Origin of the sequence: Psychrobacter urativorans, from assembly GCF_904846675.1 — a bacterium.
GTDB classification, from domain to species: domain Bacteria; phylum Pseudomonadota; class Gammaproteobacteria; order Pseudomonadales; family Moraxellaceae; genus Psychrobacter; species Psychrobacter urativorans_B.
On record NZ_CAJHBT010000017.1, the window covers coordinates 21189 to 38962 of the forward strand.

The window sequence follows — 17774 nt, forward strand, 5'->3', positions numbered from 1 at the left end:
TATAGTAATCAAGATCATTATTAGTCATCAACAAGATATTCTGTTAATTTGGAATAATTTTTATACTTTGTTACTCTACCTAACTTTATTACCTCTGACGACCATATCAAACCTAGCCAAGTTACTCGAAATATGGCAATTTACTCAAACAAAATGCTACAGATTTTAAACATTGGGTTGGAATAATGATCCCAATAGCAATACTCTTAACTTAATCCAGTACGAAATAAGGTACCTACAATCACAAAGCTGACTGATAAGAGTGTGATCAAAATAATATTTATCGAAAACGCATTAAGTGTATTAGCGGACAAGGTTGGGATAACCCGAAAACGAGCATGGAGCGCGACCAGAATAGTAGCGAGTAACAGAGATAGTTTCAGGCTGATGAGGATACTTAGATCATTATCAAAGCTGAACCACGTGCTAATATCAGGCAACAAGTTGTGTGCCATCCAGAGTCCTGTGAGCACTTGCACAGCCAAAGCCGGCATGCCTACCCTTTCAAACTGCTGTTCAAACTGGAGCAGCATGTCGATATTACGTGTCGTTAGTACTTTAGGTAATATGGACAAGGATAAAACTAAGTGACCACCTGTCCAGATAGTGGCTCCTAATAAATGTGCGATTAGTATATAGTTAAACATAACTTTGAATTCCGTAAAAAAAGGATATTACTTATGAAACGTGCCAATCAATTACAGCCATTATCACGCCAGCATCATCTTGGTCTACATATCGCTCGCCATGCTAAAGAGTGTTTTGATAATCCTCAAGAGATTGCTGAGCATTGGCAAGCGCTGTCCTCTTATATGAGTGATATGCGCAATCATTTTAAGGTTGAAGACAATCTTCTCGTTGACGGCTTGCACCCTTATCGATCCACGCAACCTGAAGTAGCTTCTGTACTTGATAAACTAGATACCCAGCATAAGCTCTTGCATAAATTAACAGCAGACATTCAAGCTTCGACAGAAACTGAAGCGAGTTTGCCCACAGTTGCACAGGTCAGAGAGCTTGCCAACATGCTATATGATCATGTTCGTTTTGAGGAGCGTGAGCTGTTCCCTATCGCTGAACAATGCCTGACAGTAGAGCAACTCAATGCGATTTATAAAGCCAGTCCAGACGACATTAAGCACTTAGATGAGCAACGCTAAATTAAGCCGTTAAGACAAGTTAAGGTGTTAAAAAATCGTTTTGCAGACACTTTTTTATGAGCGATGGATAGACATATTAACGCCAACTATCAAGGTTACCTTGACCATAATAACTTAATACTCCAATTTTTTAATAAAAACACTTGCAAAGTCTTAAAAACTTGCTAAAATGCATGACCTAAATAGGCGTATAGCTCAGTTGGTTAGAGCGCTACCTTGACATGGTAGAGGTCAGCAGTTCGAGTCTGCTTATGCCTACCAAATTTAGAAAGCCCCAGTTTGACGACTGGGGCTTTTTTTGCCTGTAAAATATGGGCTGTAGCGTAAATATGAGATTGATATTAATTAAAAACCTCATACTTCTAACCGCAGCCAAACTGCATCAAAAAGTCCGTGTGCCTAAATTGTGCCCAAACTGTGCCTTCTCTCAATTTCACCTATCTCTCAAAGTAACATTTCTGACCCCTACCCTAGCTTTCCTAAAGCTGCCTTAAAATTAATTTACTTGTCTTTCTCTAACGACTCGTTGGGTACGTAAGTGAACAAATCACCAACTCCTACATCTAACGCCTCACAAATTTTATCCATGGTTTCAAAGTCTATTCTTGAAGTTTGTTCATTATAAATTTTGTGCATAGTCGACTTGCTAATACCCGTCATTCTTATCAAATCTGCAACTTTCATTCTGCGCTCAGCCAGTAGCACTGGCAAATTACATAAAATCATAATAAAACCCTTTATCGACTAAAAAAGTACTTGCATACAACTACCTTTACTAGTAAAGTACTCCTATGGAATTACTAAATAATTCGATAGGATAATATAATAATTGAATTGAACCATAAGGAACTTATTATGTCACACACCTACCTGACAACCCAAGAGCTTTCTGAGCTTATCAAATACAACCCTCGTACTATCCGTAACGAGCTTAAGGATAGCGTACTCATTGAAGGTATTCATTATATACGTCCCTTTGGTGGACGTAAGATTTTATACGTTTGGGAAGAAATTGAAAAAGATATGCGCACCGGCGTTACCGGTAGTATCAACGCCATGGCATTACAATAAGGAGAATCATGATGGCTAGCATTAGAACGCGTAAAGGTAGCAATATGCTATTCGTTGACTTTTACTATATGGGCAAACGCTGTCGGGAGACGACAAACCTGATAGACACCCCAGCAAATCGTAAAAAGCTTGAAAGTATTATTTTGAATATAGAAGCAAAAATCAGATTGGGCATTTTTAATTATGCTGAATTCTTTCCTAAAAGTGATAAAGCAGCAGAAATGGTGGCGTTAAACGATCGTAAGGAATGTATTAATACGAATACGCCTTCTTTTAAACAGTTCGCAGCGCTGTGGTTCTCTGAAAAAGAAATTGAATGGCGCGATACCTACAAACGTAAAATACAGGAGATTATTGATATGTATTTACTTCCTAAGTTTGGGACTAAACCCATTCATATCATAAAAAAGACAGATGTATTAGCCTTCCGTTCATCGCTCGCCAAAGTAACGTACGGAAAAGCTAACAAACATCTGTCAGCGGCACGCATCAATTCAATAATGGTACCTTTGGGTATGATACTAAAAGAAGGAGCTAAACGCTATAAGTTTGATAATCCTTATGATGATATTAAGGCCCTAAAAGAGCCTAAGACTGATATTCAGCCGTTTACATTAGATGAGGTCTGGAAGTTTATCAATGGTGTGAGAGAGGATTATCGCAACTATTATTTAGTACGCTTCTTTACTGGTATGCGTACTAGTGAGATTGATGGCCTAACATGGGAAAACATTGACTTTAATCGTCGTGAAATAGTGATTAAGCAGGCTTTAGTTAAGGGCAAGGTTGTGCCGCCTAAGACACAAGAGTCTTATCGAGCTATTCAAATGTCTCCTTGGGTTTTTGATGCTTTAAAAGAGCAACAAGCAATAACTTACAAGCGTTCTGACTACGTATTTTGTTCGCATACTGGTGAACCATTAGATTATAACAATGTGAATAAGCGTGTTTGGCACCCTACCCTTAAGGTTCTATCATTGAAGAAGCGTAATGCTTATCAGAGCCGCCATACAGCAGCGACGCTATGGTTAGCTGCTGGTGAGAGTCCTGAATGGATTGCCAGTCAAATGGGGCACTCTACGACTAAAATGCTGTTCAATACTTATAGCCGGTATGTTCCAAACATGACACGCCAGGATGGCAGTGCATTTGAGGCATTGATTAGTCGTAGTCAGACTAATCAATTATCTACTGATAAGGAGACGTCACAATGAAAGTTATTGATTACGATAAGCTATTTGCTAAGTTTAAGCCCAGTGGTTACGTTAGTGAAGATGCCAATATTATTGCCAACATCATCATTCGTGAACTTCTTATTCAAACAGGTGATGGCTTGGCTAGATTCTTAAATGTAGACACGTGCTTCAATAATCATATGGCGATGCGGGTTTGGGTACAAAAGCACTTGGACGCGAGTCTTGGTTATGTGGTTGATGATATGTGCAATCAGCTAAAGATTGAACTATATGAACTACTGCCACAGCTTGGCTATGGCTGCTGAGGGGGCCGTTATGAGTGTGAAAATTCAGCCTAATATGACGCAGAACGCGCAAGATATAGAAATCTGCGAAGATTACTGGGCATACAATCATAATGATGATTATCTTGAGTATGTGCGAATACTTTGTCAGCAATACCAGATCAGCTCACACGTATTGTTTGAGACGATAGCTCAATGTTATGCTTGTTTAGATGATGTTTGCTGTGAGTACTGTGAATGTTTTTGTCCGATTGAGGTGCCAGCAGATATTCCTTATATGCGTTCAAAAGAGAGTTGGTGTTGTGAGGTGTGTGAGAATGCTGTATGGCGAACACATAATAGTAAGTAAGAATTAAATTATTACTATGAACCAGACAGCTTAGTGTTGTCTGGTTTTTTTGTATATTATTTCTATAATATAGTTATTATCATGATTCTAATTAACAATAGTGCAGGTAAAGTGTTATTTCCACGTCAGCAGTTGTCGCATAGAGTTGTTCAGGTATTGTATAGAAAACATAGTTTCTTTATAGTAAACCCATACCTGAAATATGGTTTTATTATAATAAGCGGAGCTGTAATGACAAAACCTAGCAACCCTTATACCGCCAACATCTTTGATAGCGCTGACCTAAAAACTATTATGCACTCCAAGCGCGCCAATATCTATTATTTATCGCACTGCCGGGTAATGCAAAAAGACGGTCGTATTCTCTATCTCACTGAAGAAGATAAAGCTAACCTTTTTTATAACATTCCGATTGCCAATACTACATCTATATTACTGGGAACAGGAACGTCCATTACCCAAGCGGCAATGCGGCTATTGTCACAAGCTGGAGTATTGGTTGGATTTTGTGGCGGTGGCGGCTCGCCGTTATTTATGGGCGCGGAACGTGAAATCTTTATCGAATGGATGACGCCGCAAAGTGAATATCGCCCGACAGAATATATCCAAGGCTGGATGAGTTGGTGGTGGGATGATGATAAGCGCTTAGCAGCAGCGAAACGCTTACAACATGCACGACTGGCTTACTTACAAACTATTTGGAGTAAAGATAGCGACCTAAAACGTTGGGGCTTTGATAGTAGTATCGACGCAGTACAAGCGCTCATTAAAGAAAATATTCGTCAAATCAATCAGCAAATGGAGGTCATGCATCTATTGCAATTAGAGGCAAGACTAACCAAGCAGCTGTATAAGCTGGCAGCAAAAAATACGGGTTATGATGGTTTTACTCGTGAACACGATGGCCTTGATAAAGCCAACGGCTTTCTCAATCATGGCAACTATTTGGCTTACGGGCTTGGTGCAACGACCGCATGGACACTCGGTATTCCGCATGGCTTTGCGGTGATGCATGGTAAGACAAGGCGCGGTGCATTGGTGTTCGATATTGCCGATATTATCAAAGATGCGTTGGTGCTGCCATTAGCCTTTATTTGTGCGGCTGAAAATCTCAGTGAGCAGCAATTCCGGCAAGAGTGTCTCAATATGTTTACTAAGCACAAGGCACTGGATTATCAGTTTGAAGTCATCAAGCAGCTGGCTATAACGACCAATTGGGAAGTATAAATGATTGTCACCTTTGTCTCGCAATGTGAAAAAAAGTCGCTCAGTCGTACGCGGCGTATCCTAGATGCCTTTGCCAATCGTATCGGTAATAATGTCTGGCAGACTACCATCACTGAGGAAGGTTTAAAGACCGTTAAGCTACTGCTACGCAAATCAGCGACTAAGTCTACAGCGGTCAGCTGTCATCGTAATAAAACCCGCCAGCTGACGGAGCTGGTATGGATAGTGGGCAATAAGCGTAGATTTAATGAAGTTGGCATTGTGCCGGTGAACCGTACTAAAAGAAATATCCTGCATAGTGAATGGGAGAACGACTGGAGTTATGCCAGTAGTATTCAAGTTGTCGCGACCATTGCCGCCCTGCTGCATGACATTGGTAAATCCAGTATTGGCTTTCAAAACAAGCTCACCAAAGGCAGCAAGCTTGGCGACCCTTATCGTCATGAATGGATATCGCTTAAATTATTTGAGCTTATCATTAGTGACTGTACGACAGATGACGCATGGCTTAACCGCTTTATCACGATTGATACGTGGCTCAAAAACCATGATATAGAAAAGTCATTGGCTGCCTCTAAGCCCGATGTAGTTCATATACATAAGATGCCGCCCCTCGCCCAATGGGTAGCATGGTTGATTGTCACTCATCATCGCCTGCCACCGGTTGAAAAAGTGTTTTATCCGTCTAAAACCATTCAACGCTTGCAGCTGCCTAGTAATACTACAGATATCAAGCAGGACTTAAATCATTTTTATTCAAAACTTACGCCAATTGATTATTGGGTCAAAAACCCTAAGTCTTTGGATGAGATGACTAAAGCGCAACTAAAAAAATTTTGGCAATTTGATGAGTTGGTGATTAACAGTCCTGTTTGGCAAAAAAACATCAAACGTTGGGCTAAAAAAGCATTGAATGACCCGGCATTAATGGAGCTAAGCCAAAAATATGTAGCGACTAATCATGCCATCAGCGATCCTTTTTTACTGCATCTATCACGGCTTTGCTTGATGGTTGGTGACCACAATTACTCCAGTCTTAAAGAAGACGACGCACGCTGTATGACCGTCAATAGTCAGTTTAAAAAGTTAGCCGCAAATACTGATCGGACAGCGAGCAAGCCTACTATTAAACAATCACTAGAGGAGCATTTATTAGGAGTTGGTGCTTTTACCGCCCAGTTCTGCCGTGCGCTGCCTATTATCGCCAGTGAGATGCCTACCCTGCGCAATCATGACCCACTCGTCAAGCCTACTGGTATTGAACGTTTTAAGTGGCAAAATACAGCGTTTAAAATGACCTATGGTTTGCAAGAAACAACGCGTGAGCATGGATTTTTTGGCGTCAATATGGCATCGACGGGCGCGGGTAAAACCATTGGCAATGCGCGGATTATGTATGCTCTAGCTGACCCCAAAAAGGGCGCGCGCTTTACCATTGCGCTAGGTCTGCGTATTTTAACGTTACAAACGGGACTCAGTTTTCGTAAAAACCTAAAGTTAGAGGGCGATCAGTTGGCTATATTGGTCGGGGGCACTGCCAATAAAAAGCTGTTTGAGATGGCTGCCAATGGCCATACAGAAAACACCGATATTCTCGGTGAATACAGAAGGGACGACGAGCCGGATAACGACGATGATACCTTTGGCAGTGAGTCCAGCGAGGACTTACTAGATGAGATGGTCGATAGTGACATTGACTATCAAGACTACGATGATTTGAATCTAGGCACTGTCATTGCCAGCCCTAAAGCCCGCGATTTAGTGTTTGCGCCAATTGTGACTTGTACCGTTGACCATATCATTCAAGCGAGCGAATGCAAACGTGGTGGCAAATACATTGCACCGATGCTACGGCTCCTCAGTAGTGACTTGATACTTGACGAACCAGATGACTTCGACCAAGCCGACTTGCCTGCCCTCACCCGCTTGATGCATCTTGCCGGACTGTTTGGCACGCGTGTACTGTTGTCGTCTGCGACCTTAACGCCGGACTTAGTAACCGGCTTGTTTGAGGCCTATATGGAAGGGCGCAAACTGTTTAATCACAGTCAAAACAAGCCAGCCCCTAACCTCGTCTGTGCGTGGTTCGATGAGCAGCCCAAAGCAATTATGTCGGAGCAATGCGGCACTATTGCTGACTTTAGTAAAACCCATCAACGATTTTGTGATAAACGTGCCAGCTACTTATCAAAGCAACCGGTTAGACGACAAGCAGAAATATTGCCATTCTCAACCAGCTATAGCAAAGATAAAGAAGCAGATTTTTATAAATTATTGGCGCAAACGCTGACTGATGGTGCCATACGTTTGCATAGTGACCATCATAATTATCAAAACCCTCATCACTCCCATAATATTCAGCCAAAATCTACTAAAGCGGCGCTCAATAAAGTAAAAGCCAATAAAACAGAAAAAAGTAAGGAAAAAATTGATAATGCTATAAAAGTCAGCATCGGACTAATCCGAGTTGCTAATATTAATAATATTAACGCCATCGCCATGCAATTATTCAAAGCAAATAATATCACCATACCCGATGACACGGTATTGCATGTGGTCTGTTATCACGCCAAGCAGTTATTACTGCTGCGCAATGCGTTAGAAAATAAGCTTGATCGAATTTTAGATCGTAGCGACAGTAACGTTAGCATTTTTGAGCAGCCTGAAATCAAGCAAGCGCTAGTAAAAAATCCTGCCAACAATCATATTTTTATGGTGCTCGCGACTCCAGTTGCCGAAGTCGGGCGTGACCATGATTATGATTGGGCAATCGTTGAACCGTCTTCTATGCGCTCAATCATTCAACTGGCTGGGCGCATTTGGCGGCATCGTCCGGATTTAGTTGCCACCACGCCCAACCTGTTATTACTACAATATAATATCCGCTATTTTAAAAACAATGGCAATCAGCCGGTCTTTACCCACCCTGGGTTTGAGACCACCTTGTTTAAGCCAGCCAGCTATGACTTACACGAGCTGATGACAACAGAACAGTTGGCAAACGTGGATGCTAGACCACGCATCGTTACTTCTCATAGCGACACATCCAACAAGGCGTCTAATAAAACAGCCAATCAAAAGATAAACACCTTGAGCGACCTTGAACATCAAGTCATGCGCCATTTATTAAATAATCCTAAACTGAACTACGTCAATGCTTATTGGGACAGTAAAGCCACTGCCAACCGCACCCATACCCATCTACAGCAAATCAGCCCATTCCGTGCGGGCATACCGCAGGACGACTGGCTTATCATACCGCGCATGGTCAACGATGACGAAGATATGGATATACCTACCCAAGGCTTTGACGCTTATTATGCCGAAGATATATTCGAAAAAGGACTCGCCAAATCAACTCCGCAGAATAAAACGCTGCAACCGTTGGCCTTTGATTTTACTAGTGCACAAGTTAAACCTTGGCTCACTACCTCGCTCAATGCTGAATTAAATAAATTAAAAATCGCTGAGCCTGATAAAAGTTTACGCTCACTTGCTATCACCTATTCGTCAGTATCCCTTGATAGTATTAAGTCTAATAACAGTAACGGCTGGATGTTCAATGAGTTTTTTGGCTTTGTCCGTGAGTAGTTTATTCATAAATAGCAGGCATAAAAAAGCACGGTATAAACCGTGTCTTTTTATTATAGCTAATCCACCTATGCGGTGGGAAAACTTAATAACGATTAAATCATTTTCTAAGCCACCTATGCGGTGATTAAGATATGCGCGAGGGCCGTAAACGTATATTGATTTTTCTAAGCCACCTATGCGGTGATTAAGAATCATAGCAAGTTTGTTAGTAATAATTTATTATATATTAATTAATGATTAAATCATGGTTTATTTGTATATCCCTTCATGCTTTAATCGTTATAATGACTGATATTCATTTATTATAATAAAGGAGTAAATCTTGGTGGATATATCCCCAGAGCTGGCAAGTGGTGCGGTCAAAGCCTTTCTTGCCAGCCAATATGATAAAAAAACCGAAACTGAGCAAAAGCAGCTGGCAAAAGCGCTAGAAAGTAATGATTTAGTACTAATCAATACTTTGAATGAAAAGCTGGCAGTTGCTCAAGATAAGTATCAGCTTGATAACTGGATGGATGCCGCTGCTAATAAAATGGCAAAGCAAATTAGTTTTGGTACTCATATTTCTAAAGGCATTCATTCAAGCTCAAAAGGCGACAATATTAACTTTGAGCCAGGAACCGTATTGCCAAGCAGCATCGTAGGGCATCAATCAATAAGTAATCACAAAATAGATGCCAGCGGCAATGCTGCTGCTTTGCCATTATTTTCGTTTTTTGACTTTGACGTTAATAATGATAAAAAAATTATGGATTATATTATTGAAGATAATGGTAGTTTCAAGCACTGCTTATCAAAAGACAAAGTGCTTTCTGAGCATTACTTTCAAATATTTAGAGAGCTACTTGTAGGAGAAATATCGGAGCCTTGCTCAAGCGAGTACAACAAACAAGTACTATGGCCTATTGATGAAACAGTAGATTCGTATGTTTGTATTGTCCCTCTCTACCCTTCCGCATTAACCAACCGTGTTTATGAAACAATTCAGCAAATAAAATACTCAGAAGAGGTAAAACTTGCTAAGAAAAATCGATTTGCAAGTACTGCTGAAAAAACCCCTTACGTCACACTTTCAAATATAGCAAGCGTGACTATCGGTGGTAGTAACCCTCAAGGCGTCAGTAGACATATGAGCAAGCAAGGCGGACGCAACTACCTACTTCCTTCCATGCCGCCCATTATTGAACGTGATTATGCTTACCATTTATCAAAATTTGCCAGCAGTATTTTTAGTACGGGTATGGAATACAATGTGCGCGAGGCACTGGACAGTATTTTTAAATCCGTTAAGAACAGCCGCAATATCGTTGATATCAGAGACGCGCGCAAACGTGCCATTGATGAGATGCTCTATCGCGTGTTTGCTGCCGCAGAAAATATCCGCACCACACTGCCTGCTGGTTGGTCAAAAGAGTATGACCTTGATCGCTGCGAGAAGCTTTGGCTAGACCCGAAGCGCGCTGATATGAAAGGGGAAGAAGACTTCAAGGCGGAACGTGAAGGCGATGACTCGTGGCATGGTCAAATTATGCACCGCTTTGCGCGCTGGTTGAATACACTTTTGCAAGCTGAATTCAAAGCAATAGCACGTGACTTTGGTGATGCGGAACACCTTGAATGGGAGCGTGAGATTGAGGATATGAAAAAACGTTACGAGCGCGCAGGCAAAGGGGTGTTTTTATGAGCCGTATTGATGATGGAGACAGCTTTGGTCAAGGCAAACTTGAGGTACAAGGCTACTTAATGTTTAAAAAAGTCGTGATTGAGGGTGCAAATACCATCTCCAGCCCCTTAACTTATGGCTTCCCTGCTATTACTGGATTCTTAGGGAGTTTTCATGCGATATCTCGCAAGATGGCGAACGATGAACGCTTGTCAGAGTTGTCAGGCTTATCAGGATTGGCAAAACCTTCCTTAGGCGGCGTGTTACTTGCCTGCCATGACTGCCAACCGCAAATGTATCGCGCCAATACTTATAGCAATTATACCTTTAACCAGACACGCAATCCTATCAAAAAAGACGGAAAGACCGCCTCTATCATTGAAGAGGGAAAATGCCGTTTGGTGATGACTTTTATTGTTGAGGTATTAGGTGCAGAGTCATTGACTGCTGAGCAGCAAGCGCACGTCATGCAATCTAGTAAACGATGGCTACAGCAGCAGCGGATGGCAGGCGGTAGTGTACAAGGTATGGCGCGATCTGAGCCGGTACAGTTCTTTGGTAAAAATGATATTGGCGAGGTGATACCACAATTATTGCCAGCGTTTGTGTTGATGAACGCGCAAGATGACTTTAACGAGATTATCAGTAAGGTACAAGCAGACAATCCTGATGCCACACCGTTAGATGCGCTCATTGATGTCTGTGCCTTGCATCATATTCCTGAAACCCAAAAAAACGGTGAGAGCAAGTGGCTGACCACCTCACGTAAAGCCGGTCACGGCTGGCTGGTGCCGATGCCGATAGGCTATCAAGGGATATCGGAGCGTTATGACGCGGGCGTGATGCAAAACGTGCGCAACCCTGAATATCCCAGCCATTATGTCGAGGCAATCTATAGCCTTGGTAAATGGGTCTATCCGCAGCGCTTGCAAAGTATTGGCGGGGACAACGATATTGCCAATGCATTCTGGCGCTATCATTATGATGCTGAGCAATCGCTATATTTAGTGAGCCAAAAACAAGACTTTTAATCTTGTCCTTTATTATTAAACGCTTTATTTTCAACTGACTTATTTTGCACTACATAACTTTTAACCAACTTATTTTTACTTATCGTTTTATTTACATGGAGACCATTATGTCAAAGTCCGCCCTAAAAACTGCATCGGTCCTTGCTTTTGAGCGTAATCTTGATATCTCAGATGGCTTTTTTGCGCAAACAGACAGCCAAGATATCAATGCTAAAGTCACGCCTGTGATTATAAAAGAGAAGTCCGTGCGCGGTACGATTAGCAACCGCCAAAAAAACGCCATTGCTAATGACCCCACCAAGCTTGACGCCGAGATTCAAAAAGCCAACCTGCAAACTGTGGATTCAGCTTCGTTAGATGAGAGTAATGACACCTTGGTGGTAACATGGAGCGGTAAAGTCTTGCCATTTACAGGTAAGCCCAATGTCTGTAACGACCAAGACTATCAACAAGCATTGGTATCAACAGTTAACAGCTATCTGGATGGCGAAGGTGTTAGCGAATTGGCACGGCGTTATGCGACCAATATTGCTAACGCGCGTTGGTTATGGCGCAATCGTGTCGGCGCGCAAAGTATCAAGGTTGAGGTCAGCTGCGATATTGAGGGTAAGCAACAGCAGTTAAGCTTTGATGCTAAGTCCCTCTCATTACATAGCTTTGACCAAAGCTATGATGCGCACAGCGATGATATTAATAAGCTTGCCAGCCTCATTGAACGTGGATTAACCGGCGACGCGTTTGTTATTCTATACGTAAAAGCCTTTGCTATCATGGGTTATGGTCAAGAGGTCTACCCCTCACAAGAGCTGGTACTTGATACTGGCAAGACCAAAAGTAAAATCCTGTATAGCGTCAACGGCAAAGCGGGTATGCACTCACAAAAAGTCAGTAACGCCATTCGCACTATTGATGATTGGTATCCTAATGCTGAGTTCCCTATCGCCATCGAACCATACGGCGCGGTGACCACGATGGGTACGGCATTCCGTCAGCCTAAAGACAAAATGGACTTTTATAGCTTATTTGATAATTGGGTGCTCAAAGGTGAGACGCCAAGTGTTGAGCAGCAACATTACGTGATGGGCGTACTCATTCGTGGCGGCGTATTCGGTGCCAGCGGTAAGGAGTAATTCATGAGTCAATTGACACATTACCAAGAAATTACCATTATTCCCAATCCAGAGATTGCGCCCTACTTTATCTGGAGTCAATTATTCACCCAGTTGCATATTGGCTTGGCTGATATCAAAAATAAGCACGGCACCCAATCAATCGGGGTCAGCTTCCCTGATTATCATTATGATGACAAGGGCAAATCGTCCAAGCTAGGGCTTAAGCTGCGAGTATTTGCACCCAGTCAACAGGATTTAGAAACGCTGAATCTTGTCAACTGGCTATCCAGACTAACGGATTATGTACATATCAAGCGCATAAGCGACGTTGGCGACAAGGCAAAAGGGAACGTGGTAGTCAATCGCTACCGTCCAAAAAATATGCTCAAGCAAGCTGAAGAGTTTGCCAAGTATAAAGACATCAGCTTAGATGCAGCGCTGGTACACTGTGCCGCATATAAACAGGATAATAAGCTGTATCCGTATATCAGTCTAAAGAGTATCAGTAATAAGCAGCCCTATCCATTATCCATCGTTCAACAGGCGGTGGATGATGCAAGCCAAGGCGCGTTCAATAGCTATGGCATCAATAATGCGGCGGATAAAGTCACTGTGCCGCATTGGTAGGTTAAACTTTTAAACTCACAGCATGTTAATGATGAATTACCCAAAAATTGGGCGTAAAAACCCTTTTTTCTACTATTTAAAAATATGCTTATTTATCAAACAGTTATGGCAAGGCAAAAAAGGGAGGGTAAAATAGGGTATTTTGCTCTCCACGCCTTGCTATAACTGCTTTTTTAGAGTTATAATTCCTCTTCATCACCGCATAGGTGACTTAGAAAACCCACAAAAAGCTCAACCATTGCAGTAAATACTTCATCACCGCATAGGTGACTTAGAAATCAAAAAAGCAGACCCTAATCAGCAGATAGATCTTCATCACCGCATAGGTGACTTAGAAAGTCCGACTTGTCGCTGTAAACAACCTGCATATCTTCATCACCGCATAGGTGACTTAGAAAGCATAACTAGCAAGTTCTTGCTCGGTTGCGTACTTCATCACCGCATAGGTGACTTAGAAACACTCCCGACTACACAAACGTAGCAGTCGTCACTTCATCACCGCATAGGTGACTTAGAAAACTAAAAAAAGTATGCCAAGCACTAAAAACAACTTCATCACCGCATAGGTGACTTAGAAAAGTATCACCGCCAAGCTTACCAATGCTAATATCTTCATCACCGCATAGGTGACTTAGAAATATCCACCGCAATGGCACTTGATCCGTTTATCCTTCATCACCGCATAGGTGACTTAGAAAGAGAAAGCTCGCGCTAAAGAAGCGAAAAGAGTCTTCATCACCGCATAGGTGACTTAGAAATTTAGCTATTCCGTCTGACGCGGCTTATTTGACTTCATCACCGCATAGGTGACTTAGAAATTCATCTGATTGCGGGTTGAAGAACGCATCACCTTCATCACCGCATAGGTGACTTAGAAAAGCGTAACGGCGTGGTTTATAGCGTAACTTTTCTTCATCACCGCATAGGTGACTTAGAAAAAAAAGACCAAAAGTATTGCTGCTTACTAGGGCTTCATCACCGCATAGGTGACTTAGAAAATAAAGCGCTTATTAGCGAGCTATATGATAAACTTCATCACCGCATAGGTGACTTAGAAAATAGACCGTAGCTTCGATTGCTTTGCGGTTGTCTTCATCACCGCATAGGTGACTTAGAAACAAATATCAATAATCTTTTGGTCAAACTCAAGCTTCATCACCGCATAGGTGACTTAGAAAGCTGTATTACCCGTACCCGTACCGCTGTAGTTCTTCATCACCGCATAGGTGACTTAGAAAATCACCGTATTAGCTCGCGTACAGCCATTTGGCTTCATCACCGCATAGGTGACTTAGAAATCGTTAACCAGTTTATCTAAATAAGTAAATATCTTCATCACCGCATAGGTGACTTAGAAATTGCAATTCTTGCTCCGCTACTACCAAAGTTACTTCATCACCGCATAGGTGACTTAGAAACCTAGTCCCTTTTTGACCGCCGACGGGATTATCTTCATCACCGCATAGGTGACTTAGAAAGTCAAAAAATGGCTGAAATTAGCAAGGAAATACTTCATCACCGCATAGGTGACTTAGAAATTGTAAAAAGCATCGGCACTTGCAGCTTTCTCCTTCATCACCGCATAGGTGACTTAGAAATAGCAGCGAAAAACAGCAACCGCTCATCTAATCTTCATCACCGCATAGGTGACTTAGAAAATCAACGTAGCCAATCAAATCTTAACTTTCTTCTTCATCACCGCATAGGTGACTTAGAAAAACCAAAAGCACTGGTGCGGCGCAGTACATTACTTCATCACCGCATAGGTGACTTAGAAACACCAAAGCCATTTTGTTAAGGGTTTTAATAGCTTCATCACCGCATAGGTGACTTAGAAAAACCAAAAGCACTGGTGCGGCGCAGTACATTACTTCATCACCGCATAGGTGACTTAGAAACTCGATAAGCGGCTGCAAGCAATCACTATAGTCTTCATCACCGCATAGGTGACTTAGAAATCCTATTTCAAGTGACGCAGCAGGAGAGTACTCTTCATCACCGCATAGGTGACTTAGAAATAATCCCTTCAAAGTTTATTCCGGTCGCTGTCCTTCATCACCGCATAGGTGACTTAGAAAACTCTCGTTAACAAACGCAATAACAAATGCCGCTTCATCACCGCATAGGTGACTTAGAAAGTTGGTAGCGTTAAAAACATCAGCTAACACTTCTTCATCACCGCATAGGTGACTTAGAAAGACTTGAGCAAATATACTGATTCAGGTTACTGCTTCATCACCGCATAGGTGACTTAGAAATAGTTCAAGCGATGTAGCAGGTGATTACCCACCTTCATCACCGCATAGGTGACTTAGAAAATGCTACAAGCTTATGTCGCTGCTGCTGAGTCCTTCATCACCGCATAGGTGACTTAGAAAGATAGCCCCAGCGAACGCATATAAATCACCTTCTTCATCACCGCATAGGTGACTTAGAAAAAAAAGCAAGCCTATATAACGAAATTGGCTTACTTCATCACCGCATAGGTGACTTAGAAATAAAAAATAGTACACCCCAAGTTTATACCCATCTTCATCACCGCATAGGTGACTTAGAAATTCAACGCCTAAATAATCACTTACTAAAAATTCTTCATCACCGCATAGGTGACTTAGAAATTAACCAACCTGGCGAAGGTACTATTACACTTCTTCATCACCGCATAGGTGACTTAGAAAATCAGGTAAGTTCATTGGCGCAACGTGCATGCCTTCATCACCGCATAGGTGACTTAGAAAAGCGAAGGTCGGCTGCGCGTCTTTCGCCCACACTTCATCACCGCATAGGTGACTTAGAAAGTTAATCCATCTGGGGCAACTATAAAAGACGCCTTCATCACCGCATAGGTGACTTAGAAATAAATCAAGATGGGGTCACGGACGTGGTGGCACTTCATCACCGCATAGGTGACTTAGAAAATATAAGCAACCATAACCACCACAACAAATGCCTTCATCACCGCATAGGTGACTTAGAAATGATAGAAAACTTTATCATTAATAAAAAACCACTTCATCACCGCATAGGTGACTTAGAAATATACCTGATTATGTTTGGACGCAAGCGAAAACTTCATCACCGCATAGGTGACTTAGAAACCTACGTTGCGGGAACGGGCGGGTATTATTTTCTTCATCACCGCATAGGTGACTTAGAAATTTGCTCGCTGCAATAATATCTGCAACGTCTTCTTCATCACCGCATAGGTGACTTAGAAATGCAAAAATGTATCGAATGCTGGAACTAACTCCTTCATCACCGCATAGGTGACTTAGAAAATGAGGGGCGTGGCGGCTGGACTGTTGCTAGACTTCATCACCGCATAGGTGACTTAGAAATCCCAAAATCTACGCGCTAAAAGGATTACAGGCTTCATCACCGCATAGGTGACTTAGAAAGTCGCTGTTAGCGGTGCGTTGGGTTGGATTGTCTTCATCACCGCATAGGTGACTTAGAAATTTTGTATCTGTGTTCCATGACAACTTAAAAACTTCATCACCGCATAGGTGACTTAGAAATTCATCGCATTAGTCAGTGCATCGTTGTCAGCCTTCATCACCGCATAGGTGACTTAGAAACGAATAGACAAAAGCCTTAGAAGGTAGATCTACTTCATCACCGCATAGGTGACTTAGAAAACCGGTACGCGCCTTGTTATGGCCGTATCGTACTTCATCACCGCATAGGTGACTTAGAAATTAGAAGGTAGACCCAAAGGCAATGTGTCCTTCTTCATCACCGCATAGGTGACTTAGAAATGCTAACGTTGAGCCTACACCGACAACGCAAGCTTCATCACCGCATAGGTGACTTAGAAAACGCCATCAGTCACCAACGGCATCATTGGTATCTTCATCACCGCATAGGTGACTTAGAAAATACCACGGAACATAGTGTTGCCTAACGCATCCTTCATCACCGCATAGGTGACTTAGAAAAGTGCTAGAGGCTGGTAAACGTTCTGAGGTTGCTTCATCACCGCATAGGTGACTTAGAAAGCCAAAAAACCCTCTCCATTTGCTACATCACCCTTCATCACCGCATAGGTGACTTAGAAAGATTATAAAGCTAGGGCTGTGCGACTGTATTACTTCATCACCGCATAGGTGACTTAGAAATTGCCAAACAGCCTATCCTTAAAGCCTACGCCCTTCATCACCGCATAGGTGACTTAGAAAAAACTTTATCGAGATTGTTCGGTACTTACTAACTTCATCACCGCATAGGTGACTTAGAAAAATCTCAGTCGCTTGAGCGTTCTCGCTGGCGTCTTCATCACCGCATAGGTGACTTAGAAAAATATCTTTACTGAGGACGTTGAGGGTTGCGACTTCATCACCGCATAGGTGACTTAGAAAATGAGATAAAGCGCTCAACACGAACGGCGCTCCTTCATCACCGCATAGGTGACTTAGAAAGTTTCAGCGCCTAATACTTCCTGCGTCGCTGACTTCATCACC

Annotated in this window: 13 protein-coding genes, 1 tRNA gene and 1 CRISPR repeat array (1 of these 15 only partly in view); of the genes, 12 read left to right on the forward strand and 2 right to left on the reverse strand. The window is 42.2% G+C overall.

Annotation, left to right across the window (positions count from 1 at the left end; translation table 11 throughout):
- Nucleotides 1–206 precede the first annotated feature (206 nt).
- On the reverse strand, nucleotides 207–647 hold the full coding sequence (locus tag JMY06_RS08730) for a CopD family protein (protein ID WP_201617933.1): 441 nt from the start codon (nucleotides 645–647) through the stop codon (nucleotides 207–209).
- A 33-nt stretch (nucleotides 648–680) separates the two neighbouring features.
- Between JMY06_RS08730 and JMY06_RS08735 the strand changes: the two genes are divergently transcribed.
- Both JMY06_RS08735 and JMY06_RS08740 read left to right on the forward strand, forming a co-directional pair.
- Nucleotides 681–1160, forward strand: coding sequence for a hemerythrin domain-containing protein (locus JMY06_RS08735; protein ID WP_201617934.1), 480 nt, complete (start codon nucleotides 681–683; stop codon nucleotides 1158–1160).
- A gap of 184 nt (nucleotides 1161–1344) precedes the next feature.
- Nucleotides 1345–1421 (forward strand) — tRNA-Val (locus tag JMY06_RS08740).
- Between the two features lie 240 nt (nucleotides 1422–1661).
- On the opposite strand, the gene JMY06_RS08745 is transcribed toward JMY06_RS08740, so the two are convergent.
- Nucleotides 1662–1886 carry a helix-turn-helix domain-containing protein gene (locus JMY06_RS08745; RefSeq protein ID WP_201617935.1) on the reverse strand — a complete coding sequence of 75 codons (225 nt, stop codon included), beginning with the start codon at nucleotides 1884–1886 and terminating at the stop codon, nucleotides 1662–1664.
- Between the two features lie 129 nt (nucleotides 1887–2015).
- Between JMY06_RS08745 and JMY06_RS08750 the strand changes: the two genes are divergently transcribed.
- The 10 genes from JMY06_RS08750 to cas6f all read left to right on the forward strand — a co-directional run bounded on the left by JMY06_RS08750 (nucleotide 2016) and on the right by cas6f (nucleotide 13314).
- The gene (locus JMY06_RS08750; protein WP_201617936.1) at nucleotides 2016–2231 is read left to right on the forward strand and encodes a hypothetical protein; all 216 of its coding nucleotides are present in this window, start codon (nucleotides 2016–2018) and stop codon (nucleotides 2229–2231) included.
- 11 nt (nucleotides 2232–2242) lie between these two features.
- A complete protein-coding gene (locus tag JMY06_RS08755; RefSeq protein ID WP_201617957.1) occupies nucleotides 2243–3445 on the forward strand; it encodes an Arm DNA-binding domain-containing protein in 1203 nt (400 codons plus the stop codon).
- Nucleotides 3442–3732 carry a hypothetical protein gene (locus JMY06_RS08760; protein WP_201617937.1) on the forward strand — a complete coding sequence of 97 codons (291 nt, stop codon included), beginning with the start codon at nucleotides 3442–3444 and terminating at the stop codon, nucleotides 3730–3732. Before JMY06_RS08755 ends, JMY06_RS08760 begins: the two co-directional genes overlap by 4 nt.
- Nucleotides 3698–4060, forward strand: a complete 363-nt coding sequence (locus JMY06_RS08765; protein ID WP_227672254.1) for a hypothetical protein — start codon at nucleotides 3698–3700, stop codon at nucleotides 4058–4060. Before JMY06_RS08760 ends, JMY06_RS08765 begins: the two co-directional genes overlap by 35 nt.
- A 231-nt stretch (nucleotides 4061–4291) precedes the next feature.
- The gene (gene cas1f / locus JMY06_RS08770; protein ID WP_201617938.1) at nucleotides 4292–5287 is read left to right on the forward strand and encodes a type I-F CRISPR-associated endonuclease Cas1f; all 996 of its coding nucleotides are present in this window, start codon (nucleotides 4292–4294) and stop codon (nucleotides 5285–5287) included.
- Nucleotides 5288–8878, forward strand: coding sequence for a type I-F CRISPR-associated helicase Cas3f (gene cas3f / locus JMY06_RS08775; protein WP_201617939.1), 3591 nt, complete (start codon nucleotides 5288–5290; stop codon nucleotides 8876–8878).
- A gap of 328 nt (nucleotides 8879–9206) precedes the next feature.
- Nucleotides 9207–10565 (forward strand): type I-F CRISPR-associated protein Csy1, encoded by a 1359-nt coding sequence (gene csy1 / locus JMY06_RS08780; protein ID WP_201617940.1) that lies wholly within the window; start codon nucleotides 9207–9209, stop codon nucleotides 10563–10565.
- Entirely contained in the window at nucleotides 10562–11575 is a 1014-nt protein-coding gene (gene csy2 / locus JMY06_RS08785) for a type I-F CRISPR-associated protein Csy2 (protein WP_201617941.1), read from the forward strand. The genes csy1 and csy2 overlap by 4 nt, the downstream gene beginning before the upstream one ends.
- A 107-nt stretch (nucleotides 11576–11682) precedes the next feature.
- Nucleotides 11683–12705 (forward strand): type I-F CRISPR-associated protein Csy3, encoded by a 1023-nt coding sequence (gene csy3 / locus JMY06_RS08790; protein ID WP_201617942.1) that lies wholly within the window; start codon nucleotides 11683–11685, stop codon nucleotides 12703–12705.
- Between the two features lie 3 nt (nucleotides 12706–12708).
- Nucleotides 12709–13314, forward strand: coding sequence for a type I-F CRISPR-associated endoribonuclease Cas6/Csy4 (gene cas6f, locus JMY06_RS08795; RefSeq protein WP_201617943.1), 606 nt, complete (start codon nucleotides 12709–12711; stop codon nucleotides 13312–13314).
- A 190-nt stretch (nucleotides 13315–13504) separates the two neighbouring features.
- Nucleotides 13505–17774: direct repeats of the CRISPR family, unit length 28 nt; unit sequence CTTCATCACCGCATAGGTGACTTAGAAA; it runs 497 nt beyond the window's last position.